This window comes from Reichenbachiella sp. (assembly GCF_039969095.1).
GTDB lineage: Bacteria > Bacteroidota > Bacteroidia > Cytophagales > Cyclobacteriaceae > Reichenbachiella.
The window spans coordinates 107,069-131,267 of record NZ_JBDVOL010000013.1 but is presented as its reverse complement, the minus strand read 5'-3'; the positions used below and the strand labels follow the sequence as shown (position 1 = coordinate 131,267).

Genomic DNA, 24,199 nt, shown 5'->3' with positions numbered 1-24,199 from the left:
TGTTCAGACAAGATAATCAAATTGTCAATTCCATTCAATACCTATCGAAGAATCGATAATAGATGTCATCTGATTAACATTTGAGCATGAATATATCTTCACAAACCAAATATGCCACGTTTCCGCAGCGACTTTTTGCATTCAATATTGATTTTTTGGTATTCCTTGTAACAGCCGTATTGCTTTCTTTTTTGATTAAAGATGATTATTGGTTTTGGGGTATTCTTTTCAGCTTGGTTTGTGTTTATCATGCAGCCTTCGAGAGCTCAGGTTGGCAGGCCACTTTTGGAAAAAAATATGCTAACATTTTAGTAGTTAACGAGCTTGGGAGACGACTTACTTTTTTTCAGGCCCTACTAAGAATTATCACAAAATATCTCTCTTTATTGCTATTTTTTGGCGGATTTTTCATGATCTACTTTAGAAAGGATCGAAGAGGTCTTCACGATGTTTTAGTCAAAACTTATGTGGTAAATAGGAGTAATTAGGATAAGGCCATACCTAAATCTCATAAATAGTTGAGTAGTAGTAAAAAATGTCAACTATTCCCTGTGCGGTATGGAAATTAATTTTAATTTTAGGACTTGTTACAAACAGTAATAGAACCAATTCGCATAAGCACTAATCAGGTATGAAAAGTTTTTTTGACAGATTTGAGAATTTCTTTGAAGGATTTATATTTTGGAGTAGATGGGTGCAAGCCCCAATGTATGGAGGCCTGATAATAGGTGCATTTCTTTATATGTGGAAGTTCTTCCAAGAACTAGCCCACATGTACCACCAAGTAATTGGTGGAGATATTGAGTCGAAAGTTATGCTTACGTTATTGAGCTTAGTGGATATCTCGATGGTAATGAACCTGGTGGTGATGGTAACTATTGGTGGATATTCGATCTTTACTAGTAAGATTGACGTAGATATGCACGATGATAAGCCACTGTGGTTGGAAGGATTGGATGCAGGTATGCTTAAAATTAAATTGGCAACCTCGCTAGCGTCTATTTCTGGGGTGCAATTATTGAAAACATTTGTAAACTATAGGGAAGCAGCAGAGAAAGCTGGATCTGAAGGGATTATCATTGAAATTGTGATTCACATGGTATTCATATTCTCAGCACTCTTATTAGGATATACTGAAAAAATCATACATTCTTATCCTCATGGTCTAGCTGGTCACGGTCATGACGAAGAGGAAGAAGATCATGAAAAAGAGCATAAAGAGGAAGTTTAATATTTTCTTACTGAAAAAATTGAAGTCCCGATTTATCGGGACTTTTTTTATGGCTATGAAAAACGAAGAGACAAAAAATCCATGGAAAAAAGTGTCAGGGAAGGAAGTATATGACAACCCCTGGATTGCTGTAGAAGAACATCAAGTGCTCAATCCATCCGGCAATCCTGGAATTTATGGAAAGGTTCATTTTAAGAACAAAGCTTTAGGAATCGTTACATTGGATGAAGACCTAAATACTTGGCTGGTAGGCCAATATCGCTACACGATAGAAGAGTATTCTTGGGAGATCCCGATGGGTGGTGGATTGATAAATGAAAGCATTTTGAAATCAGCACAAAGGGAACTTAAAGAAGAAACGGGTATCACAGCCAAAAGCTGGGAAAACATACTTCGGATCCATACTTCTAATTCAGCTACAGATGAGGAGGGGTATGTTTTTGTGGCGCGTGAGTTGACTTTTGGTGAAACTGAATTTGAGGATACAGAAGATCTGAAAATAAAAAAACTTCCTTTGGAAGAAGCCGTTAGGCTGGTGATGGAAAATGAAATAACCGATAGCTTGAGTATCGCAGGATTATTAAAAACTAAAATACTGATTGATGAAGAAAAGCTTTGATTAGCGTTTGCAAACAGTCCTTAACCCCAAAACATTGACCTTAAAAGAACACTTCCGAACGAATATCACACTGGCTTATCCTGTCATGCTGAGTCAGATGGGGCATATATTAGTGGCCGTTGCCGATAGTATGATGGTTGGACGATTAGGTACTGTTCCATTAGCTTCTGTATCGTTGGCCAATAGTGTATTTTCTGTGATTATGCTGTTTGGATTGGGAGTGTCTTATGGAATGACTCCTCTAATTGCCTCGGCTGATGGTGCCAATGATAAGCGTATGGGAGCCAAATTCTTCAAGCATGGTGTTTATCTCAATTCTGCATTGGGAATTATCTTATTGTTCATAGGGTTGATCGTTGGAGAAGGGCTGATTCTATTAGATCAGGATACTGAAGTATTGGCTGGCGCACTTCCTTATTTTAATATTTTGGTACTCAGCCTGTTACCCTTGATGGTCTTCCAGTCTTTCCGTCAATTTGCTGAAGGGCTTTCTATGACACGGCAGGCCATGTACATTTCTGTTGCGGGCAATGCGCTCAATGTATTTTTTAATTATGGGTTGATCTATGGTGAATTAGGAATGCCAGAAATGGGTCTTATCGGTGCAGGGTGGGCGAGTTTAATCTCTCGTGTCATTATGGCTATATCTATGGTGGCTTTTGTGCTCACTTACAAGCCATTGAGAAGATACGTGATGCTTTGGTCTAAGATCAAGCTACGACCATTTGTGATGCGTAGAATATTAAATATTGGTGTGCCTTCGGGATTGCAGTATATTTTTGAAATAGGGGCATTTAGCATGGCGGCAGTCATGGTGGGATGGATAGGAGCAGAAGCACTAGCCGCACATCAAATTGCCTTGAACCTATCGGCAATCACTTATATGATAGCTACTGGTATATCTGCGGCTGGAGCAATAAGAACAGGTAATCAATTGGGAAGAAAGGATTATCCCACACTTCGGATGGCAGGTATGACTTGTTTTGCTATGGCTGCCATTATGATGGCCTTTTTTGGAGCAGGGTTTATTTTTGGGAATACCTATTTACCGACCTGGTATATCAATGAACCAGTGGTTATTGAAATGGCTAGTAGTTTGTTGATTATCGCGGCGTTTTTTCAAATTTCAGATGGTGTGCAAGCAGTAGGGCTTGGCGTGTTGCGTGGTATGGCCGATGTGAAAGTCCCAACTTTTGTAACCTTATTTGCCTATTGGTTTATGGCTATTCCTTTGGGTTATCTGTTTGGTGTTTATTTGGAATGGGGAGCCATTGGTATTTGGGTAGCTTTATTGATTGGGCTTACTTTAGCGGCAATCATGCACTTGGCAAGATTTCATGTCCTTTCTAAAAGATATATGCTTAAAAACCGGTGATTTTGGCCAGGTACTGATCAAACTCATCGGTCATTAAAATTTCTGTTTTCAGGCCGAGCGCTTGCGTCTCTTTTATTAACAATTCCTGATCTACATACAGCCAATCGAACCAATCTCCCTTTTTGCCTTTGTATTCGTACTGATATTGGATTTCTCCAAAATAGTGATCCGGTTTTTCTAAACCTTCTTCATACAAATATGAAATGTCTGATGAGTCAAGGATGATTTGGCCTCCAGGATTGAGCAATTGATTACAATGCTTGAAGAAATAGGGGAGTCCATCTAGTTTGCCAGCAAGACCCAGACCGTTCATTAAAAAGAGAAGGGTGTCGTATTTGCTGTCATGTGCAAAAAAATCTTCATCAACGATTTTCTCCATGCCCGAATGGCGTAAGGTCTCAATGCAACCTGGAGAGTTTTCAAGCGCTGTTGCATCCATTTCAAAAGCTTGCATAAAAAGAGCATGAGCACCTGCGCCAGCACCAACATCCAGGATTTTCCCATCGCACGAAGTAATGGCCAAATTCTCTAATTCTGTAAAATCCTGATGATCTCTAAAGAATACTTCAACGGGCATTTCTTCTGGCTCACCATAAGAATTGTAAGTTTTGAGGGAAACAGTATGGTCTCCCTTGTAAAAATCGAATATAGCTTCGCCGTGTACGTCCTTCAAAACCTATTTGAACATATTCATTCCTGAGAGTGCTCTTTTAGCTCCACCCATCTTGTTCATGGTCTTCATCATCTTTCGCATCTGATCGAATTGCTTTAGCAATTGATTGACTTCTTGAATAGACGTTCCGCTTCCTTTGGCAATGCGCTGTTTTCTGCTGCCATTGAGTAGGTCTGGTTCTTCTCTTTCTTTGATAGTCATTGATTTTATAATGGCTTCAATAGGTTTTAATGAATCATCATCAATGTCCACGTCTTTGATCGCTTTTCCTACACCTGGAATCATGCCCATCAAATCCTTGAGGTTACCCATTTTCTTGATTTGTTCCAGCTGAGAAAGGAAATCATCAAATCCGAATTGATTTTTTCGGATCTTCTTTTGAATTCTTTTGGCTTCTTCCTCGTCGAATGTGTTTTGTGCTTTTTCCACAAGGGAAACCACATCACCCATCCCTAGGATTCTATTGGCCATCCTATCTGGGTGAAAAACATCCAAAGCATCCAGCTTCTCACCAGAACTAATGAATTTGATCGGCTTATCAACAACCTTACGAATCGTTAAGGCTGCTCCACCTCGAGTATCACCATCCAATTTGGTCAATACTACACCATTGAAATCCAAGCGATCGTTGAAAGTCTTCGCTGTGTTTACCGCATCCTGACCAGTCATCGAGTCCACTACAAAAAGTGTCTCTGCTGGGTTGAGGGCTTTTTTGAGTGCCTCAATCTCATTCATCATCTGTTCATCTACTGCCAGACGTCCAGCGGTATCAACAATGATGGTTTTTTTGTTGTTTTCTTTTGCGTACTTAAGTGCGTTTTTAGCAATCTTAAGTGCGTCCTTGTTCTCAGGCTCAGCATATACATCGACCTCAATTTGCTCTCCTAATACTTTCAACTGACCTATCGCGGCTGGTCTATAAATATCACAGGCTACAAGCAATACATTTCTGTTTTGAGCTTTGAGGTGTCGTGCTAATTTTCCTGAAAAAGTTGTTTTTCCTGATCCTTGAAGACCTGATATGAGGATAACATTTGGATCGCCTTTGAGATTGATTTCTTCACTCTGACCACCCATTAGCTCGGTCAATTCCTCAGAGACGATCTTGGTTAATAATTGGCCAGGAGAAACGGCAATTAATACATCTTGTCCAAGAGCTTTTTCCTTGATGGAATCTGTGACCTCTTTAGCTACTTTGAAGTTAACATCTGCATCAATTAGCGCGCGTCTAATTTCTTTAACAGTTGTAGCTACGTTAATTTCAGTTATTCTTCCCTGCCCCTTAAGATTTTTAAAGGCCTTGTCGAGCTTTACACTAAGATTATCAAACATAATTTTTGATTCGTATTAATTGAATTCTAATTGGAATACCAAGTTTTAGACAAGTACTCAAATTGCTAAAAGCTGCTTTTTATGTAATTGTCACATGGACCCCATGTAATTATTCTGCAAAACTAATGATTCCATTTCAATGATTGAAAAGGAATGATTGAATGTTCTATGGGTTCTTGCTTGAATATTTATTTTTTGATGATTTGAAACATTTTTCTGTTGATTCAGTATTATACTAAAGATTGTACCTTGTATAACATAGTAATGAAAATCAAAAACTCATGAACAAACTCATAATATTATTTGGTCTATTGATAGGATTTCAATCGGCTGAAGCACAAAACGGCCGAGTACGTGAACGCGACTTGGAAGGTGTATGGAAAATGAAAATCTCTCTTGATGAGGACGTATTCGAGCAAGAAATAAGTGATGAAGACAATGCTTTTGCAAGATTGATACTTAGAGCTACGGGCAACCTAGTAGAAGGTATTCTAGACGAAATAGATATTGAATTAGAATTTCGTGACAACCATGAGTGTCGAATTTATGTGTCTGCTTTTGGAGAAGAAGAAGTGGAGTATTCGGAATGGTATATCAACAGTAGAGGAGAATTATATATCGACGATTCAGATTCCTTTCAAATGGGAGATGATGAATACTGGATCTTTGAAGACGGTGTTTTAGTCGCCTATGAAGACGGAAGACCATTAGATGATGACGCGGCAGTGTATATGGTGAGGGTGGATTGATAAGAAATAGCACATAGCTTTGTGGCAGCTATCTATTCGACTCCGAACATCTTCAATACCTCGTTGCGATAGCTGCTGCCTACAGGTAAACGAGAGTCTCCAAATTCAAGCATGTTGCCTTCTAGTCCTGTGATTTGATGAATGGAGACAATATAAGACTTGTGTATGCGGATAAATTGATCTGAGGGCAATGAGTCCTCAAGTTCCTTTAAAGAAAGAAGTGCCATGATCTTTTTTTGAGATTTGGTATGAAATGTCACATAAGCTTTTTGTCCTTCTACATATATTAAGTCGTCAAAATTAATTTTATACAATCGACGATCAGCTCGGACAGTCAGGTAGGTGTCTCGGATAGTAGCATTAACTTCTATAAGTGGGGTGTTCGGTTTGTTTTCGAATTTGTCAATGACCTTATTGACAGCTTGGTAGAACCGGTCAAATGAAAATGGCTTGAGCAAATAATCGGTAATATTCAAGTTGAATCCTTCTAGTGCGTACTCTTGATAAGCAGTAGTAAAGATCACTTCGGGAACATGTTTCAGACTTTTAATAAATGCCACACCTGTGATGTCTGGCATTTGAATATCGAGAAATATCAAGTTGACAGTCCCAGATTTGATCAGATCCATTGCTTTGAGTGGTGAATTAAATGAACCGAGTAAGTTGAGCTGTGGCACTTTATCCACGTAGTTTTTCAGATACTCGCGAGCCAGTCTTTCATCATCTATTATTAGACAGTTGATTTCCATGTTTAGAGGTCAATGATTAAATCTACGCAATACACATCATCTTTGATCGTATTTGTTAAACTGAACCTATCAGGATAAATGATTTCAAGTCGATGTTTTACGTTTTTGACACCCATGCCGCTACCTGATTGAGCACTGTTCTTGGGGATACTATTGACAACGCTAAAATGCAATCCTGCATCCGTTTTGGCAATGATTATTTCTACAAATGCCTTCTGGTCTTCTTCTACGCGACTGTATTTAAAGGCATTTTCAATCAATGGGACAAGCAACATTGGTGCGAGTTCTACGTCATCTAGGTTAGCTATTCCTTTAAAGGAAATATTTTGGTCATGTTCAGATTTCATCTTCTGAAATGCAGTAAAATTCTCGATATACTTTACTTCTGAAGAAAGTGGTACCTTATCCATGCTACAATCGTAAAACACATATCTGAGCATCTCCGACAACTTCAATATCGACTCAGGTGTTGACTTAGCATTCATATAGCTTAGAGAATAGATGTTGTTGAGTGCATTAAAGATAAAATGAGGGTCTATTTGTGCTTTGAGTAGCTTTAATTCCGTTTCCAGTTTTTCTTGTGTCAATTGTTTTTCGCGTTCTTCTAGTTTTCTTTTTTGCTTATACATCATATAGAATGTACCAGACATGTAGGCAAAAATGTCAATTAGAAAAATTCTTATAAAGTGAAAGCCCATTCTTGGTGGCCTTCCACGTAATCTTTCTGGTGACGGCAAGAAATTGACCTCTATTACTAAATAGACAAGAGTAAAAGTCAAAACGACAAGTATAGAGATGAATATATATTTATTGAATTGTTGATTAAACTTTGGGTAGACCCAAAGAATATTGGCCGAATAAATAGCAAATAACTTGATGGTAGTTGCAATTGCTAAAATCAGTGCTAAATTGAAGCTCATGAATCTAGTGTTCATACTCATCAAAAGACACAGGACTAATAGCCAAGCAAGGAATCCATACCATTTTTTATCTATAGATTTCATATTATCCACATAGATTAATTTGGTTCACTAAGTGTCACTTTCATTTTTAATGTTTTGTCAGCTGACATGGACTGAGCTCCAGCTGGAGAACCTGAAGGTCTTCCTGACCCACCGCCTCTTGGCCCACCTGCTCCTCCTGGTCCACTACCAGAACGACCACCAGGACCGCTTCCTCTCGACATAACACCAGAAGGTGAGCTTGGATTTTCCAAGCCCTTTATTCTTGTCTCAATTTTCAATGCCGATGCAGAGGCATCATCATACGAATAACCATCACCATATATTTCTACTAATGGAATTTGAACAATTAAATGAACTTTTTGATCATTTCCATAAAATTGAAAGGTAAAATCTTTGTCAGTCAAATCAGCCCTTTCAATAGTACCTTTTGATATTTGAAAGCCGGAGGTGAAAACCGAGGTAGTTATGGATAGATACTCCTGTTTCGGATCAAATAGGTTATCCCTTTGCTTTGACTCTTTCATTTCCGTGAGTGCTGGTTTTGACAATACCGGAAATACGATTGACGCATTGGTTTTTGGTTTTACCTTTGATTGTATTTTCAATTCAAAACCTCCAGCCATAAATTTCATTTGTGATTCTCTATCTGGAAATTGATACTCTAGGTAAAGTAGCTCCAGATTGTTTTTCACGTCATAAGATAATTTAGCACTTGAATCATACATTCGAGGCGTTTTTCTTTCTTGCTGTTCACTTGCTAATTCTTCTCCATTCGTCCATTTAGATACTACGCTTTGACCATATACCCATTGGCTAAACAGTACAAGAGTGAAGAGTAGTCTGACTTTTTTCATTTGCTGAATGTTTGTTTCAATGCAAAGAAACACCAGCTTGGCTTTTGTCCTATTTTTTTGAACGAAGCGGGTCAATGGCCGAACAAACCTGAGTATTAATCGAACATTCAGGTTCATTAGTGATTTACCACGTTTAATACAGATTTATGGTCTGTTGGTTCATAAAATTTCTCATTCTAAAATCAATGAACCAGTATTACATCATTATAAGGTCAACAAATGAAAGTTGGAACGATAAAATAAATGAAGCCATTCAATTTAGTATTAAAACTAGTAGACATGAAAAAGAACATAATTGTATTATTATCGATGCTCACATTCAGTATTGGAGCAATGGCACAGCCTCCTGGACGTATGGATCCAAACGAAATGATCGCTCGTGAAAAGCAAAATATTTATAAAAAGATCACTGATCTATCTGATGATCAAAAATTGCTCATAGATGGAATTTATGAGGAGTTTGGTGATACTATGATAGAGACCCGTAAGGAAATGCGCAATGGTAATGTGCCACGCGAACAAATGAGAGAAAAAATGATGAGTACCCTAGCAGAAAAAGATGCCCTTATGGCGGATGTACTCAATGAAGATCAGCTCAAAATCTATGATGAAATGATGGCTTCCAATAAAAAGCAAATGGAGCAAATGCGTCAAAAACGTCAACAGCAAGGACAAGGGCCGCAAGGTGATCGTGGCCAAGATGGAGACATGAACCCTTCACCAGATAATTGATTTGTATGGAATAGAGTATAATAACTAGAGCATGACTTTCATTCAATTCTCTAGTTATTATAGTACCCCCAATCAAATCCCATCCAAAATCAAGTCGCTTAAAAAAATACTGATTCCAAAGTGAATAAAAATTTATTATCTGTCATTTCCATTTTTCTATTTCAAAGCTGGACCTTTGCACAAACCTCCAACTTATCTGGGGTGTTGGTTGATGCCACGGATCAGACACCTGTCGTGGGAGCGACAGTACTCATGGTCAACATTAAAGATTCGACCCAGTCAAAATATACCATCTCTGATATAGAAGGCAGATTTTTAGTTGAGAATTTAAGTCGCGCGTTTTATAAGCTTCAAATTCAGAGCCTTGGATATGTGCCGTATACACAGATATTGAGGGTTCAAGGAGTTGATGCAAATATCGGCACTGTCGGTATTGATCCAGATATCAAAACTCTCGATGATGTTGAAATTCAGGGATTTATTGCTCCAGTCGAGAAAAAAGGAGATACAATACAATACAACGCTGAGGCGTATAAAGTGAATCCAGATGCCAACGCTACTGATCTGGTCAGTAAAATGCCTGGAATTGTAGTCGATCAGGAAGGAGTCTCAGCTAATGGAGAAAGTGTCCAGCAAGTTCTATTGGACGGGAAGAGGTTTTTTGGTCAAGACCCCCTGCTTTCACTTAATACGATTCCTGCAGAAATAGTAGACAAAGTGGAAGTGTTTGATCAGCAAAGTGAGAGATCCCAATTTACTGGTGTAGATGATGGAAACACAGTGAAAACCATGAATGTAGTCACCAAAGAAGACAAACGAAATGGACAGTTTGGTAATGCTTACGCGGGCTATGGAACAGATAATCACTACAAAGCGGGTGCAACCATCAATAGCTTCAACAATGACCAACGGACTACCATTATAGGAATGACTAATGATATCAATCAACAGAATTTTAGTTCTGAGGATTTGGCAGGGATCAGTGGTCAACGACGAGGATTTCGACCTGGTGGAGGAGGAAACCTAATGGTCGGAACGCAGGATGGAATTACGCAAACCAATGCCGCAGGTATTAATTTTTCAGATGATTGGGGCGCAAAAGGAACGATTGAAGGTAGCTACTTTTTTAATCAGTCTTTTAATGACAATGACCAACAAACTAATCGTGAAATATTCCAAGGCGATAGTACACAATATTACTTGGAAGATTTAGATTCTTATTCTGAAAACCTAAATCATAGACTCCGCGCCAGATTGACTTACAACATAAACGAGGACAACAAGCTTGTCTATAAACCCAATATAAGCTATCAAGATAACCAAAGTGTCCAGAATACAATTGCTGGAACCAGTAATGAAAATAGTGAGCTGATCAACAGCACCAATAATGATTTTTTAAGTCAAAACACGGCATTTAATTTTAATAACGAATTCAGTTGGCAACACAAGTTTGAAAAAATTGGTCGATCTATGATGGTTGAAATTGAAACCCAAAATAAAAATACGGATAGAGAAAACTATTATAATGATACTGTTCAAGATTCAGTCACTCAATACTTGACAGATGAATTAGAAAACATGTTTTCCACGAAAATCGAGTACTCAGAGCCTGTAGGATTGACAGGTCAGCTTTCGGGAAGCTACAAAATCGCTTACTCTCAGAGAAACTCTGATATTCGTACTTACTACATTGATCCTGATTCCGAGGAAAAATCATTAAGCGATCAGTTATCAAACAATTTTGAAAGCAAATATGTCGTCCATCAGCCAGAAGTTTCTTTTACTAATAACAATATGGGTAAATTTATGAGGTTTAGTCTGGCTTATCAGTATGCTACGTTAGACAATCATCAATTAAGTTCTGAGACTTTAAATACGACCAACAGCTTCCATAGTATCCTTCCGACAGCTATGGGAAAGATCGACACAAAGAATGGCGATATCTTCTTAAGGTATTCTACATCTACAAGTGCTCCGTCGGTTAGCCAATTGCAAAATGTGGTCAATAATACTAATCCATTGTTTATTTCACTGGGTAATCCAGACTTAGATCAAAGCTATTCTCACAACCTCATGGTACGATGGAGTGAACCGAACCCTGATAATAATAGAACTTTTAATAATTTCACTAGAATCTCAGCTACCCAAGGGTACATTGGTAGTCAAACTACTTTTTTGAATCAAGATTCTGTACTCTCTAGTGGTGTTAATATTCAAAAAGGGACACAGATTTCACAACCAAAAAATTTCAGCGGTTACTGGAGTGTCTCCAACAATACAACGTATAGTCTATTGGTTGAAAAACTCAAATCCAACGTGAATCTTTCGTTAGGTTTGAGCTATCAGCGAATCCCAGGTGAAACCTATGGTATTAGTAATATTGCTGATTCTTATACCGCCCAAACTCGAGTTGCCTTCGTAAGCAACATCAGTGAAAATATAGACTACAATCTGTACTATCAAATCAGTGGTAACCAAACAGTGAATAGTTTTCAAGAAAATTCTAATGCAAGCTATTATACCCAAACCATCGGATTGAAATCAAATCTCATATTCTGGAAAGGACTAGTATTTCGGAATAACGTTTTTTTCGAGAAGTACAATGGGATTAGTGACTCTTTTAATTCAAATTATATTCTTTGGAATATGAGTGTTGCAAAGAAGTTTATGAAAAACAAACAAGCCGAATTGGAACTTTCAGTCTTTGATCTTTTGGGTCAAAATCAAAGTTTCTCGCAGACGGTAAGTGCAGGATATGTAGAAGAAGTTCGGACCGAAGTATTGCAACGTTATTTTATGCTGACTTTCGCCTATCAATTACGAAGATTCAAATCCAATTAGAGGACCCGAGTGGTGAATCCTACGCTAGAAAAAGCCTACGAATTATCGAGAAAACAGGAGAATATTTATCAACAAAAGACCAAAGACAAAGGTGTGGCCTTTACCAACTGGCTAGATGGTACGAAGAAGTAGAAAGGACAAGCTTCAAAAGTTTCAACACGGTAGCTAAATCCATTGAAAATCACTATCTGTCCATCTTGAACTTCTTTGAAAACAGAAGTACCAATGCTTCTACAGAGTCTTTCAATACCAAAATCCAGACCATTAGGTCTCAATTCAGAGCCGTACGGAACGTGAATTTTTCCTCTTTAGACTAGCAAATAATTATTCTTGAAATTCACTATCCCCTAATTTTTTCACTTGATCCGAAGATACCCCGTACCCTTACGTCGGGAAGCATTCATTATATTCTTTTGAAATATAATTGATTTTAGCTACTAATTTCATTTTCCAGTTTCTAACCACTCTTTAAACGGTGTAACTTTGAGCCTACTTACAATTGCTTTATCGTCCCCCCTTGTTTTTAGCTGTAGAATAATCTTTCGGTTAAAATATGGTTCTATGGAAATGACGTTGTTTCGATTCACAAGCATTTGCCTGTTAATACGAAAAAACTGATTCGGGTCGCAAACTGATTCTACATATCCCATGTTTTTGAAAATGGGAAGTTTTTCTCCCGTAAAAGTGAGCATATATACTGTTTCATAGTCGATGTAAAACAAGGCAATGTCTTTCACAAATTTCACCAAAGTTTTGTCTCGCTGTTGCGTCAAAAAACTTTGCTGATACTGATGTGTAGTTTTGATTTGAACCGGTTGTGAAAGTTTATTCTGAAAGGCCTCGACAAGCTGTTTGTACTTGTTAAGTGCATTGTGAATTTCTTCTTCTTTAAAGGGTTTTAGAATATAGTCAATGCCATTATTTTTAATGGCTTGCATGGTGTATTCGTCATAAGCAGTACAAAAAACCACAGGAGTGGTTACATCTATTTGGTTGAATATTTCAAAGCTATGTCCGTCTGCAAGCTGTATGTCCAAAAAAAGTAGGTCTAATTTATTTTGATGCTTATTAAGATAAACTACGGAATCTGATATGGTTTCTAACTGTTTCGTAACTAAAAAATCATCATCTTGTTCAATGATTTCTTTGAGCAACTTTGACGTGTGCAATTCGTCTTCTACAATTAGGACATTCATAGTTACAGTAATTTCAATTTTACAATGAAATCAGTTCCATTTTCTTCTATTTCAACTCCCTTTTCTATGCCAAGTAATTCATAGCGTTTTTGTAAATTTTTCAGTCCAAAACCAGAGTTTGTTTTAGAGGATAATTTCAATTGGATATTATTACCAATTTCAATGCGATAATTGGGCAAACTTTTTATCTGAATTTTCAGAGGTAGTTTTGAAGTCATCATGTTGTGTTTGAAGCAATTTTCGACTAGCGTTTGTATGGCTAAGGAGGGCACTTGGTGTTCTAAGTATTCATGATCGATATCTATACTCACCTTTACAGCTGCTTCATTCCTATTTTTCATTAAAAATAAATATGAGTCCAACATCTTCATTTCTTCGTAAAGTTTTAGAGTACTTGCATCATTGTATTTGAGAGTTTGCCTATAAAAGTCTCCCAAACTCAGTACAAATTGTTCTGATTTAGGTTCTTGTAGGTTCACCATGGAGCGAAGTGTATTGAGTGAGTTGAACAAAAAGTGCGGGTCAATTTTTGCGCGTAATGCTTCCAGTTGCACTTTATAATTTTCCGTTTGAAGTTGTTCCTCTTTTAGCTTCGACTGCATTAACCTTTGATTGGCTTTTAAGGCATTTTGAATGACCAGAAACAAGACAGAAGCAGAGACAAGCTTGATCAAAAACATCCACTTTTCTTTTTCATTAATCTCCACAATAGCAAGCGTGAAAAATAAATATACTACAGAAACTGCAGCAAGTATAGATGCTATGGTGTATGCTATTTTGTATCTGCTCTTTATTCGTGTTACCCGGTCTAAAATATGCCACAAAACAAATAGAACAAAAGAGGCGTACAACCATTTGGTGTAAAAATCCAGAGAAGAAATACCACTCATGTTTCGGTTCGAAAACAGGTTTAATACAGGCAGAAATACAGCCAAAACAAAGGGGAGTATTTTTTCAATCGCTAACTTCATCCATTGCTATATTATTTGCTAATTTTAATTATCATATCTACTGAAATTTATGACAGAAATGGTATAATCTGTCATTGAACAAGCTCCTTATAATTATTGTATAAATTTTTTCTTCGTGGAGAATTATTCAAAACCGTAGTTATTCTGCTTTTTTGATCAATTGTGAATGTATTCATACACGCATCATCCGAATAATCCATATAGTTTTCTATCATATCGTAGGATCTACATGAATATTTATTCTGTAGACAGCCATAACTTGGTTCAGAAGCATTGGGAGTATCATAACAATAATCATCTACGTCACATTCACCATCTCCCCAAATATGACGCAAACCTAGCCAATGTCCAATTTCATGTGTACAGGTTCTTCCTAAGTTAAATGGAGAAAATATGTAGTCAAAATCTCCTTTTTGACTACTGCCAAAATATTTATAGCCAATTACAACTCCATCAGTTTCAGCTAAGCCTCCATCAGAGTTTAAACCTGCTAATCCAGAATTGCTAGGAAATTGGGCATATCCCAGTAAATCGCGTCCGGTAAACCCTCCAAAATTTACTGTCCATATATTTAAATATTTAGTAGGATCCCAAAATGTTGCAGGCTTTAGAGTTGTTTCAATAGGGTTTCTTAGAATTCCTTTTGGCCATTCCTGTCTTCCTCCGTTTACTCGATCAATTCCTGCTTCTGCTAATTTGTTTCCACTAGGGGAATATTCAGCCAAAAAGAACATGATTTCCATATCAGCTCCTACTGAATTGATATTAAATCCATTGGTGTATTCTTTTTTTCTATAATCCTCGTTTAGTACCTCTATTTGTGATTTCACTTGTTCAAAAGTAATATTTGGTCCCTCACCTATTTCTTCACCATTATGTATTATATGAACAATAACAGGGATTTTAATTGTTTCATTTGGAGCAGTAATATTTTCATCCTCTTTTGTACATGAAATGAGCATAAGGCAACTTAAACCGATTATAGCTTTCCCAAAAAAAATACAATAAAAACGAGAACTTATATGCTCCTCGTTTTTGATAATTTGTTTTAGAATAATTAAAACGCCTTGACCTATGTTCATTATACTTTGCAAATAACTAAAAAAATCGATCAGTAGAAAATGCTGTTTTATCAACTGATCGATTTGTTCATCAAAAATTTGGGATGCTAATAATTAATAACTTACCCTTTATTCTATTAGCTTTTACGCAAAAAAATAAAGTAGAATTACCTAGACCCTTTATATCTGGTTTTTAATTCTTTCCTATTTTCCTTTTTGGCCTCTTCGAATTTTTTGAATTGTACATCTGTCAAGGTGGTCTTCATTGATTCCGTCCTAATTTTATCCGCTTCTTTTAACGATTTAAATTTGGTAACTCTTGAACCATTGCCTTCTTTTATGTCCTGAACACTACTAAAGAACTCTAAGTTAATGACTTCAACTTTGGGTACTTGTTCAGTTGTTAAGGAAAGTTGTTCTGTTTGAAGAACCATTACCTCCTTTACTTTATCATGGGTGTCGCTACTCTGAGCATTGGCATATTGTGTACAAAATATGCCAAATAATAGAATGCTTAAAAATGGGTTTTTCATTTCTTTATAGTTTTTAATTGTTACTAAAAAATCATGTGAATAATGAAGAAGTCAATTGATTATGAAGGTTGTAGAATCATTTTTGTTAATCTTCAAGCCAGGTCTGCAACAGTGCTTTTCGCTCCTCTTTTATGGTTCGGAAAGTCTTCTTCTGCTCTTCATTGAAGATACGCATCAAGGCCTTTCCCCTTTCTATACCAAGGGGCTTTATAGCCAATATTTTTTCCATTTTAGTTTTATCGCTCAACAATATTGGTTTCACTTTTTGAGCTATATCTTTATTTACTTCCAATACAGAATAGTATTGCTCTTCGTTCAAGTCGTATTTCATTTTCATGAACAGAGTGGCTTTTTCAACCCTATTTTCTAAAAGGGCTATTTCACTGAAAGACTGTGCATGAGTTGTCCCAATCATTAAAAATGCCGATAATAATGCGATTACTTTTTTTCTATTTCTACTCATGAGTTTTAACTTAAATTTAGAGATACACTGTATAAACAGTGCCATTGATGTCTAAAATAGCTGTATTGTTAGCATGAAAAGTGAGGTGGGCCGTGAACGATTTACTTTCATCATCAGTTGTAAGCAATATATTTAGCATGGCTATTCCTCCTTCAATTTTATGATTAGATTTATTGATTTTTAAGTCATTCAAAGTATTTATGACTTGAGATGTAAAGTTCCTATTATCGCTAACTTTGGACTTCTGAGTTCCATTTCTTTCGTAAGAACCGTTAAAAATAGCTGTAGTTTCAGATGGCTCTAAACCTGCTATGGTTATTTCACTTTCAAAGCTATCTTGACTGGACATTCGAAGGGCATCATAAGTTCCTGTAACCGTAGTTTCAAAATCAAAAATAGAAGGCACTTTAAGATTAGTACAAGTCAATTCGTAGTTCGCTTCTGCATTATAATCATAACTAAGATTAGAAGATGTGTCTTGGACAGCGTACACAATTGTGTACAATGTGCCACATTCAATAGCTGCTTCAGAAGTATAGCAAGCTTGCTCTTCGGCAGTTAGTGAAGCCTGCTCTACCGTTTCCGTAAGACCATAAGTTTCGGAAGATAAAGTGCCTTCCACTACATCATACGCATCTTCTTCTGTGATTTCGGTTGTTTTCGTACTTTCATCTTTTTCACAAGATGTGAAAATTGTACCCAAACTTAACATGGCTAACAAAGCTATTTGGGGTACTTTTTTAAGGTTCGAAATACTCATCTGTTTTTTCATTTCATTAATTTCTTATGGTTTCACAAATGTATAAGGAAGTAGTGCCCCTATAGTGGATAAACTACATCAAGCGGACAAAATGCAAAATGAAATGACTATTACGAGGATAACCAATTCAAAAACATGGCTGCACGTACTTTACTGACAAGTATTTTTTCTGGTGTTTCTATTTTGACTTGTATATATAATCTTCGTCCAAAGTACTGATGAACAGAGTGAATACATTCACGATTGATTATAAACTGCCGGCTTGCTTTAAAAAATTGATACGGCGATAATTTTGATTCCAGTTCATCTAGAGTATGGTTGATATGATACATTTTTCCACCACTTGTATACACCTTATTGATGCCTCCTTTGGCGTAGAAAAACAACGTGTCGGCTACTTTTATGGGAATAATTTTATCTTGAAAATAAACTAGAATAGTAGATATGGCAGGATGTACAATTTGTTCTTCCACCTTTGCAAGAGCTTCCTTTTGTTTTGTTTTTTCTTTTTCAAAAAAAGATTTCAGATTGGAAAATTTATTGATTGACTGGGTGAGCTTTTCTTCATCAATGGGTTTTAGCAAATAATCAATGCTATTGGTATTAAAAGCATCTATGGCATATTCATCATAAGCTGTGCAAAATATAATAGGGCAAGTGATTTCTAAATTTCTATAGATCTCAAAAGATAAACCATCAGATAGCTGAATATCGGAAAAGATAAGCTCAGGCATTGCGTTTTCTTCAAACCACTTTAGCGCAGATTTTACTGACGGTATAATAGCCAATACTTCAGCAGTATCCATATTATTTTCAATCATTGCTTTCAATGATTTTCCTGCTTTGGCTTCATCTTCTATGATCAATACTTTCATGGCTTATATCAAAGGCATCTTTACAGTGAAGGTTTTGCTGTCATTTGTGATTAGGATTTCGCTATTCGATAGTAGCTTATACCTTTCTGCAATGTTTTTTAATCCAATTCCGTTGCTTGTATCCATAGTAGATTTACGTTGCACATTATTGCTTACCACTAGGTGATCGTCTTCAATGTATATTTTTAAAAATAACGGGTCTTTATCCGAAATAACATTGTGCTTCACAGCATTTTCTATCAACATATGCATGGCAACGGGCGGTGTTTGCTTGCTTAGATATATATTTGGGATGTCAATGTGTACTTGCAAGCCTTCTTCAAACCGCTCTTTCAAAATGTGTAGATAGGCTTTGGTGAACTCTAATTCATCTTGTAAACTAGCCAATAAAGAACGATTTTGATTGAGCTGATACCGAAAAACATTGCTAAAATTTAAGACGTACTTTTTTGTTTCGTCATCGGGTGCAATGCTGTGCAAGGTGTTGAGCGCATTAAATAAAAAGTGTGGATTGATTTGTTGTTGCAGGGCAAACAATTTCGCTTCTAGATTTTCTTGTTTTATAGTTTCTGCATCTCGTTTTAGACGTGCCGATTCTTTGATGATGAATAATAGATAGGTAATGAAAAATAGAAATGAAGTGATGATGATTCCTCTGAAAAATGTGAATGCTAAAGTCTTTTTTTGAGAGGTTGCGTTCTTAAAACTTAAGAATTCCCAATCTGTGAAGAACAGAAATGTGTTTTGGACTAAGAAAATGATGAAAACGCCAATAATAATAGAAAGAAGAACCTTATTCAAAAGCTTCTTTATTCGTTTTGATTTTATAATATACTGAATAACAGTCCAAATGAGAATAGTGTGTAAAAAGACTGCCGAAGCACTTTCCCAACCTGGACTAAACCCTATCCTGATTTGACTTTTTGGTAAGAAAACCACTAAGGATAGAAAAGCCGCAGTAACAATGCCAATCAAAAAGTTCTTATTTCCCAAAATGATCATGATATACATGTAAAAATAAAGATTAAATAAGTGGAAGTTTATTTTTTCAACATTACGCATACAAAACATAACATGAAGTGGTCATTGTTATTAATGAGCTGCCACTGATTGCAAAATCAAAGCATAAAGCAAATACCGAATCATACTGCGAAAAAGCCTGGTTTTGGTATACGAAACCAGTTCTGAATTCACTGAAATGTTAAATATGAAAAGTTTCTAATTATGACAGATTGATCAGGGAAGTATTTCATGTCCTGACGGAATGTATGACCAAAACTCAATGAAAATTTGAAGTGTTTAATTACGAGTACTTCAAGGCTATTCATATCAAATAGCTCAAGATATTCATAAATGGCGATGTATTCTGTAAATTTTTCTATCAAAAGCCATAATGTACTACTTTATAATTCATCAATTGAATATCTGTATAAAATTGATTTACATCAGGTATAGCGACTCAAGTAGAAAGGCCAGTTGGTAGTAGTTTCTTGTGCAGTTTTATAAAGGAGCCCATAATTTGTTTGCGCTTTGCCTTTTTATCGAAATTACTTCGATAAGGGTTATGGCCGATTCATGACCGCATTTGTCAGCTTCCTTTCATTTTTCAAATACCCCAATCACTTCAGACTTTACTTTTGAAAGAGAAAGTAAAAGATACAAGAAAGTAAAAGATACAAACATGAATATTTTTAAGAAAGGATTTTATGGACTATGGCTTGTCCTAATCGCCGAAGTTGCTCAAGGTCAAGACCATGGCCTATCAAAAATACTCAATCAAAATTTTAGCCTAAGCGGGAAAGTCATTGATGAAGCCAATGGTGAAACATTGGCCTTTGCTACAGTAGGAGTTTTAGCTTCAAGTATTGGTACTGTTACTAATGCCGACGGTTTTTTTACTTTGTTAAACATACCCTCAGATACCATGACGCTGGCCATACAATACGTGGGTTACAACACTATAAATATTCCAATTAAGGAAATCGTCGAACAAGATCCCTTGGTGATTAAATTGGCAATTTCTAAACAGTTTCTGGAAGAAGTAGAAGTGAGTGCTTCCAATCTTGATAAGCAATTGATAAGTGCAAATGAAAGAATCAGTCAAATCAGTATTTCTCCAGAAGCACTTTCGTCTCTGCCGAGTATGGGAGAGAAGGATATATTTAGAAGTATCCAACTGTTACCAGGTGTGAGTGGCACCAACGAAGCTTCGTCGGGTTTATTTGTTCGTGGCGGAACGCCAGATCAAAACCTGATCGTATTAGATGGGTTTACCGTATATCATGTGGATCACTTTTACGGATTCTTCAGCGCTTTTAATCCTAACGCAATCAAAAACGTTCAGCTGCACAAAGGAGGGTTTGAATCCAAGCATGGCGGTCGTTTATCCAGTGTGATGGAACTTACTGGAAAAACAGGAAACCAAAACAAATTTTCGGGAGGAGCAGGGATTGGTGCTATCAGTGCTAATGCGTTTGTAGAAGTTCCGATTGGCGAAAAATTTAATCTATTTCTGGCGGGTAGAAGATCCTATACCGATATTATTACGAGCGGAATCTACAATGATATCTTTGACTTATATAATGACAATGAATCTACCGCCCCAAGTCAAAATCCCAGTTTGCCATCCAGACCTGGGAGGGGAGGGGTATCGAACCAACAGGAAGCAACCGAGCCATCCTTTTTCTTCTATGATGCCAATGTTAAGTTGAGTTTTAGGCCAACTGCAAAAGATATTATATCATTATCATATTACAGTGGAAAGGACGACCTTGACAATTCCAGAGCAACCGCTAATAGTTTCGAAGATGTAAATGGTGATGTGACAGCCATTGAAACTGATATAACAGATTTACTTCAGTGGGGTAATGTTGGAACAAGTCTGAGGTGGGGACGTCAATGGAATGATCGGTTTTATACAAATACAATCACAAGTTTCTCTAACTATTTTAGTGACCGAGATCGTATCAATGATGTCATCATTGACCGGGCCGATTCTGTTATCAATAGCAAAATTGGTACCGTTGAGGTTAATGACTTGATTGATTATTCATTTGCTATCAATAATGAATACCTTCTCAATCAATTTCATACGATAGAATTTGGCGTACAGTCTATATTCAATGATATCACTTATGATTTCGTGGCAAATGACACTGTAAGTGTAATCAATGAAAAGAATAAGGGCGTGCAGGTCGCCTTTTACCTTCAAGACACATGGGACGTAAATAGCAAGCTCTCAGTTATTGGAGGTCTTCGTTCCACCTATTTCGATTTGACCGATCAGATGTATTTTGAGCCAAGGCTATCAACATCTTATTCACTTAATAAGAAATGGAAGTTAAAAGCAGCTTGGGGTCACTATTACCAGTTTGTCAATCGAATTGTTCGTGAGGACGTTTCTCAAGGTAGTCGAGATTTCTGGTTGCTGGCAGACGATCAAAATAGCCCTGTGAGTTTTTCGAGACATCTAATTGCTGGAATAAGCTATGAAACTAATGGATGGCTTTTCGATATGGAGCTCTATGATAAATCGCTGGATGGAATCGTGGAGTACAGCAACCGTCAATCTGCTACTGCACTGGTGGATTTAGAGGATACGGATTATTTCTTCGAAGGAACTGGTGTAGCCAGAGGTGTCGAATGGCTAATCCAAAAAAAGACGGGTAAATACAAAGGGTGGATTAGCTATACTATTGGAGAAGTAGTACACGATATTTCGGGGATTAGTGACAATCCATTCTACGCGCAACATGATACAAGGCACGAAATCAATCTGGTTAATACCTATGAGGTTGGACGGTGGGAATTTGGTGCTACTTGGGTTTATGGTACAGGCAAACCCTACACATCTCCTTACGGTGAATATGAACTCACTACATTGGATGGTGTAACCTACAACTATATCAGTGTCGGTGCTAAAAACTCATTCAGGCTACCCAACTACCATCGATTGGATCTTTCTGCAAACTATCGTTTCAGAATTGGCGAGCAAGGAAGCGGTCAAATAGGACTATCCTTGTTCAATCTTTACAATCGTGACAATATCTGGTATAAAGAATTTCTGGTTGAGGAAGAAGAGGTAGTAGAGACAGATGTCAACCTGATTGGATTTACCCCCAACATCAACTTCAGTTTAAAATTTTAATCGATCGAATCATGAAAAATAGCATGCACATCAGACTAACAGCAATCTTTACTCTTTTTTGGTTCATCTCCTGTGAAGAGGTACCTGACTTTGAAGCTGACGATACAGTCCCAGTAGTTGAAGCTTTTCTATATGTGGACAACCCTATAGATGACATCAAGATATCCAAAGTGATCCCATTTGAATCAGAAGCCACTGACAATGAAGTTGATGGGCTGAATATTGAAATAAAATGGAACGGCAAAATCTATCCATTAGTAAATGCAGAAAATGGAGGAGGTAAGTATTTCTATCCTGGAACAGACCTTGAAATAATTAGCGGAGACAACTATGAGATTAGTTTTCAATTCGAAGGAAATATCATCTCTTCCTCTACTACTGCACCTCCAGTGCCCACAGGATTGAGTATTTCGACAAGTTCACTTGAATTGCCTCAATTGATAGACCTGATTGACATAAGGGATCTTGCGCAAAGTGAAAATAGTAATGTCAATATAGAGTGGAACAATCCCAATGGGGACTATTATTTTCTGGTGATTGAAAACCTTGAGGGTAACCCTGAGCCTATAGATCTAAATAACACCCTAAATTTCAATTTTGAATTTGTATCGTCACCGACACAAGACAATTTCTTCACCTTGATTCCATTCGTTCATTATACTCAGTTTGGGACACATCGCATTATCGTGTACAGAGTTAATGAAGAATACGCATTGCTTTATGAGACAATTGAGCAAGACTCCCGTGACCTTAATGAGCCTTTTACCAATGTAAAAAATGGAGTTGGAATTTTCTCAGGCTTTGCCAGCGATACGGTGTACCTAGAAATCAACAAGCAATGAGTGGATTAAAAGGTGTTTTTAAACAGATAAATCTGATCATAGGTATATTAAGAAGAAACAAAATGATTGAATAAAATTCTACAGCGAGTCATTGTCATGTTAGATTTAATCCTGACAATGACTTCTGGCTTTACATACAGTGTTAGTCTATTCGATAATACTTCGGAACAAAGGCGAGGTTGTTAGTCGATAAACAAAAAGGAAAGATCCAGTTCTATGACGAACAGGAGCAGCTAATGTTATACATCAAACTCTAGTATGTTAATGAAATGAAGGCAATAGTACAAGATGGGAAATCTATAGAAATAGTCAGAAACTTAATGACATCAGCAACAGAAAAGAGGAAGAGGTAAAAGACGTATTGGATAATGATCAGTATAAACAATTCCTCAAATGAGAGAGTAATTTAGAGCGAGAAGAGGTGGGTAAAAGTAGCTAGGTCTACAGGATACACTACTTCATATCCTTCAGTAAGCTGGTAGGGGTATTATTTAAATTTTTCAACACTAATATCATGATAAGAATTTGGTTTTTGTCAGTTTCATATTGTTTGTAATTACCCGATCGAATGCACAAGTCTGGGAAGAGAGAGAAAGGTTTTTGGCTATATTAAGACGAGTTTAGCTGTAAATTATCTTTCACCTATGGACATAGAAAATCCCGGAGTAAGAATTGGGTTTCATATTGGTTTTGCGCCCTCTATTTCAATAAATGAAAAATCGTATATAAAACCAGAATTAGCTTTCTCTGGTAAAAGGGGGGGAGGTTGATTATAGTTCAGTTAATGCTGGAGCGTTCAATGGAGAAATCTTCTATAAAACCAGCTATCTGAAATTTCCTATTGTCTTTTGGTATAAGGTTAATAAATTTTTGCAATTAAGACAGGTGCTTACGGGCTGTTCCTTTGGGAGCCACATTTCAATTTAATGGTTAATTTACAGTGGGCTATGGAACATTTGATAAGAATGAAATCCATGAATTCGATTATGGGCTAACGGGAGGTATTAAAGTAGGACCCTCGTGGATCAGATTTTATAACGGGCTCACCAATGTGGCAAGGACAGAACTATCCAAAGCATTTTCAGGGAATGTATCACAGCATTCTATTCAATTTTACTTTCAAAGGACTTGTATAAAAAGATGATGGGACTTCGCGAATCATTCTTAAAGAAAACCTCTTTAAATAATGAGCATTGTATGATTATCACTTTTAGCCCTAAACTTTCCGACC

At 36.9% G+C, this 24,199-nt stretch carries 22 protein-coding genes; 9 read left to right on the top strand and 13 right to left on the bottom strand.

From position 1 onward, the window contains the following. Positions 1-86 precede the first annotated feature (86 nt). The 4 genes from ABJH98_RS13040 (at position 87) to ABJH98_RS13025 (ending at position 3,225) form a co-directional block, all read left to right on the top strand. Complete coding sequence (locus ABJH98_RS13040) at positions 87-488, top strand: RDD family protein (RefSeq protein WP_348308132.1); 402 nt, start codon at positions 87-89, stop codon at positions 486-488. A gap of 143 nt (positions 489-631) precedes the next feature. Next, positions 632-1,231: a TIGR00645 family protein gene (locus tag ABJH98_RS13035; RefSeq protein ID WP_348308131.1), complete on the top strand. Its 600-nt coding sequence runs from the start codon at positions 632-634 to the stop codon at positions 1,229-1,231. Between the two features lie 55 nt (positions 1,232-1,286). Further along, positions 1,287-1,850 (top strand): NUDIX hydrolase, encoded by a 564-nt coding sequence (locus ABJH98_RS13030; RefSeq protein WP_348308585.1) that lies wholly within the window; start codon positions 1,287-1,289, stop codon positions 1,848-1,850. 34 nt (positions 1,851-1,884) lie between these two features. Beyond that, complete coding sequence (locus ABJH98_RS13025; protein ID WP_348308130.1) at positions 1,885-3,225, top strand: MATE family efflux transporter; 1,341 nt, start codon at positions 1,885-1,887, stop codon at positions 3,223-3,225. On the opposite strand, the gene ABJH98_RS13020 is transcribed toward ABJH98_RS13025, so the two are convergent. Continuing rightward, positions 3,212-3,898 (bottom strand): class I SAM-dependent methyltransferase, encoded by a 687-nt coding sequence (locus ABJH98_RS13020; RefSeq protein WP_348308129.1) that lies wholly within the window; start codon positions 3,896-3,898, stop codon positions 3,212-3,214. The genes ABJH98_RS13025 and ABJH98_RS13020 overlap by 14 nt on opposite strands. Before the next feature lie 3 nt (positions 3,899-3,901). Next, the gene (ffh, locus tag ABJH98_RS13015) at positions 3,902-5,230 is read right to left on the bottom strand and encodes a signal recognition particle protein (protein ID WP_348308128.1); all 1,329 of its coding nucleotides are present in this window, start codon (positions 5,228-5,230) and stop codon (positions 3,902-3,904) included. Between the two features lie 281 nt (positions 5,231-5,511). Between ffh and ABJH98_RS13010 the strand changes: the two genes are divergently transcribed. Next, positions 5,512-5,979 (top strand): hypothetical protein, encoded by a 468-nt coding sequence (locus tag ABJH98_RS13010; protein WP_348308127.1) that lies wholly within the window; start codon positions 5,512-5,514, stop codon positions 5,977-5,979. A gap of 32 nt (positions 5,980-6,011) precedes the next feature. On the opposite strand, the gene ABJH98_RS13005 is transcribed toward ABJH98_RS13010, so the two are convergent. The 3 genes from ABJH98_RS13005 to ABJH98_RS12995 all read right to left on the bottom strand — a co-directional run bounded on the left by ABJH98_RS13005 (position 6,012) and on the right by ABJH98_RS12995 (position 8,547). Continuing rightward, on the bottom strand, positions 6,012-6,728 hold the full coding sequence (locus tag ABJH98_RS13005; RefSeq protein WP_348308126.1) for a LytTR family DNA-binding domain-containing protein: 717 nt from the start codon (positions 6,726-6,728) through the stop codon (positions 6,012-6,014). Positions 6,729-6,730: 2 nt separating this feature from the next. Beyond that, on the bottom strand, positions 6,731-7,648 hold the full coding sequence (locus ABJH98_RS13000) for a histidine kinase (protein WP_348308125.1): 918 nt from the start codon (positions 7,646-7,648) through the stop codon (positions 6,731-6,733). 98 nt (positions 7,649-7,746) lie between these two features. After that, positions 7,747-8,547, bottom strand: coding sequence for a hypothetical protein (locus ABJH98_RS12995; RefSeq protein WP_348308124.1), 801 nt, complete (start codon positions 8,545-8,547; stop codon positions 7,747-7,749). 279 nt (positions 8,548-8,826) lie between these two features. Here ABJH98_RS12995 and ABJH98_RS12990 point away from each other — a divergent pair, with 279 nt between their 5' ends. Both ABJH98_RS12990 and ABJH98_RS12985 read left to right on the top strand, forming a co-directional pair. Then, a complete protein-coding gene (locus ABJH98_RS12990) occupies positions 8,827-9,279 on the top strand; it encodes a hypothetical protein (RefSeq protein WP_348308123.1) in 453 nt (150 codons plus the stop codon). A 120-nt stretch (positions 9,280-9,399) separates the two neighbouring features. Then, the gene (locus ABJH98_RS12985; protein ID WP_348308122.1) at positions 9,400-12,120 is read left to right on the top strand and encodes a TonB-dependent receptor; all 2,721 of its coding nucleotides are present in this window, start codon (positions 9,400-9,402) and stop codon (positions 12,118-12,120) included. Between the two features lie 443 nt (positions 12,121-12,563). Here ABJH98_RS12985 and ABJH98_RS12980 read toward each other — a convergent pair whose 3' ends face one another. The 8 genes from ABJH98_RS12980 to ABJH98_RS12945 form a co-directional block, all read right to left on the bottom strand. Further along, a complete protein-coding gene (locus tag ABJH98_RS12980; RefSeq protein WP_348308121.1) occupies positions 12,564-13,316 on the bottom strand; it encodes a LytTR family DNA-binding domain-containing protein in 753 nt (250 codons plus the stop codon). A gap of 2 nt (positions 13,317-13,318) precedes the next feature. Continuing rightward, positions 13,319-14,287 (bottom strand): histidine kinase, encoded by a 969-nt coding sequence (locus ABJH98_RS12975; RefSeq protein ID WP_348308120.1) that lies wholly within the window; start codon positions 14,285-14,287, stop codon positions 13,319-13,321. Positions 14,288-14,358: 71 nt separating this feature from the next. Beyond that, complete coding sequence (locus tag ABJH98_RS12970) at positions 14,359-15,423, bottom strand: zinc metalloprotease (protein ID WP_348308119.1); 1,065 nt, start codon at positions 15,421-15,423, stop codon at positions 14,359-14,361. 92 nt (positions 15,424-15,515) lie between these two features. Then, positions 15,516-15,881, bottom strand: coding sequence for a hypothetical protein (locus ABJH98_RS12965; RefSeq protein ID WP_348308118.1), 366 nt, complete (start codon positions 15,879-15,881; stop codon positions 15,516-15,518). A gap of 85 nt (positions 15,882-15,966) precedes the next feature. After that, positions 15,967-16,344 (bottom strand): hypothetical protein, encoded by a 378-nt coding sequence (locus ABJH98_RS12960; protein ID WP_348308117.1) that lies wholly within the window; start codon positions 16,342-16,344, stop codon positions 15,967-15,969. A gap of 16 nt (positions 16,345-16,360) precedes the next feature. Next, entirely contained in the window at positions 16,361-17,104 is a 744-nt protein-coding gene (locus ABJH98_RS12955; RefSeq protein ID WP_348308116.1) for a hypothetical protein, read from the bottom strand. A 110-nt stretch (positions 17,105-17,214) separates the two neighbouring features. Further along, positions 17,215-17,979 carry a LytTR family DNA-binding domain-containing protein gene (locus ABJH98_RS12950; protein WP_348308115.1) on the bottom strand — a complete coding sequence of 255 codons (765 nt, stop codon included), beginning with the start codon at positions 17,977-17,979 and terminating at the stop codon, positions 17,215-17,217. A 3-nt stretch (positions 17,980-17,982) separates the two neighbouring features. Continuing rightward, entirely contained in the window at positions 17,983-18,990 is a 1,008-nt protein-coding gene (locus ABJH98_RS12945) for a histidine kinase (RefSeq protein ID WP_348308114.1), read from the bottom strand. A gap of 670 nt (positions 18,991-19,660) precedes the next feature. On the opposite strand from ABJH98_RS12945, the gene ABJH98_RS12940 reads away from it, so the two are divergent. After that, positions 19,661-22,126 (top strand): TonB-dependent receptor, encoded by a 2,466-nt coding sequence (locus ABJH98_RS12940; protein ID WP_348308113.1) that lies wholly within the window; start codon positions 19,661-19,663, stop codon positions 22,124-22,126. Between the two features lie 11 nt (positions 22,127-22,137). Beyond that, entirely contained in the window at positions 22,138-22,968 is an 831-nt protein-coding gene (locus ABJH98_RS12935) for a DUF4249 family protein (RefSeq protein WP_348308112.1), read from the top strand. Positions 22,969-24,199 lie beyond the last annotated feature (1,231 nt).

Excerpts from the sequence above, each read along its gene's own strand:
- ABJH98_RS12965 (WP_348308118.1), bottom strand. The coding sequence starts at position 15,881 with ATGAAAAACCCATTTTTAAGCATTCTATTATTTGGCATATTTTGTACA.
- ABJH98_RS12995 (WP_348308124.1), bottom strand. The coding sequence starts at position 8,547 with ATGAAAAAAGTCAGACTACTCTTCACTCTTGTACTGTTTAGCCAATGG.
- ABJH98_RS13000 (WP_348308125.1), bottom strand. The coding sequence starts at position 7,648 with ATGAGCTTCAATTTAGCACTGATTTTAGCAATTGCAACTACCATCAAG.
- ffh (WP_348308128.1), bottom strand. The coding sequence starts at position 5,230 with ATGTTTGATAATCTTAGTGTAAAGCTCGACAAGGCCTTTAAAAATCTT.
- ABJH98_RS12945 (WP_348308114.1), bottom strand. The coding sequence starts at position 18,990 with ATGTATATCATGATCATTTTGGGAAATAAGAACTTTTTGATTGGCATT.
- ABJH98_RS12980 (WP_348308121.1), bottom strand. The coding sequence starts at position 13,316 with ATGAATGTCCTAATTGTAGAAGACGAATTGCACACGTCAAAGTTGCTC.
- ABJH98_RS13035 (WP_348308131.1), top strand. The coding sequence starts at position 632 with ATGAAAAGTTTTTTTGACAGATTTGAGAATTTCTTTGAAGGATTTATA.
- ABJH98_RS12990 (WP_348308123.1), top strand. The coding sequence starts at position 8,827 with ATGAAAAAGAACATAATTGTATTATTATCGATGCTCACATTCAGTATT.
- ABJH98_RS12940 (WP_348308113.1), top strand. The coding sequence starts at position 19,661 with ATGAATATTTTTAAGAAAGGATTTTATGGACTATGGCTTGTCCTAATC.
- ABJH98_RS12960 (WP_348308117.1), bottom strand. The coding sequence starts at position 16,344 with ATGAGTAGAAATAGAAAAAAAGTAATCGCATTATTATCGGCATTTTTA.
- ABJH98_RS13005 (WP_348308126.1), bottom strand. The coding sequence starts at position 6,728 with ATGGAAATCAACTGTCTAATAATAGATGATGAAAGACTGGCTCGCGAG.
- ABJH98_RS12975 (WP_348308120.1), bottom strand. The coding sequence starts at position 14,287 with ATGAAGTTAGCGATTGAAAAAATACTCCCCTTTGTTTTGGCTGTATTT.
- ABJH98_RS13040 (WP_348308132.1), top strand. The coding sequence starts at position 87 with ATGAATATATCTTCACAAACCAAATATGCCACGTTTCCGCAGCGACTT.
- ABJH98_RS12935 (WP_348308112.1), top strand. The coding sequence starts at position 22,138 with ATGAAAAATAGCATGCACATCAGACTAACAGCAATCTTTACTCTTTTT.
- ABJH98_RS12950 (WP_348308115.1), bottom strand. The coding sequence starts at position 17,979 with ATGAAAGTATTGATCATAGAAGATGAAGCCAAAGCAGGAAAATCATTG.
- ABJH98_RS12955 (WP_348308116.1), bottom strand. The coding sequence starts at position 17,104 with ATGAGTATTTCGAACCTTAAAAAAGTACCCCAAATAGCTTTGTTAGCC.
- ABJH98_RS13030 (WP_348308585.1), top strand. The coding sequence starts at position 1,287 with ATGAAAAACGAAGAGACAAAAAATCCATGGAAAAAAGTGTCAGGGAAG.
- ABJH98_RS13010 (WP_348308127.1), top strand. The coding sequence starts at position 5,512 with ATGAACAAACTCATAATATTATTTGGTCTATTGATAGGATTTCAATCG.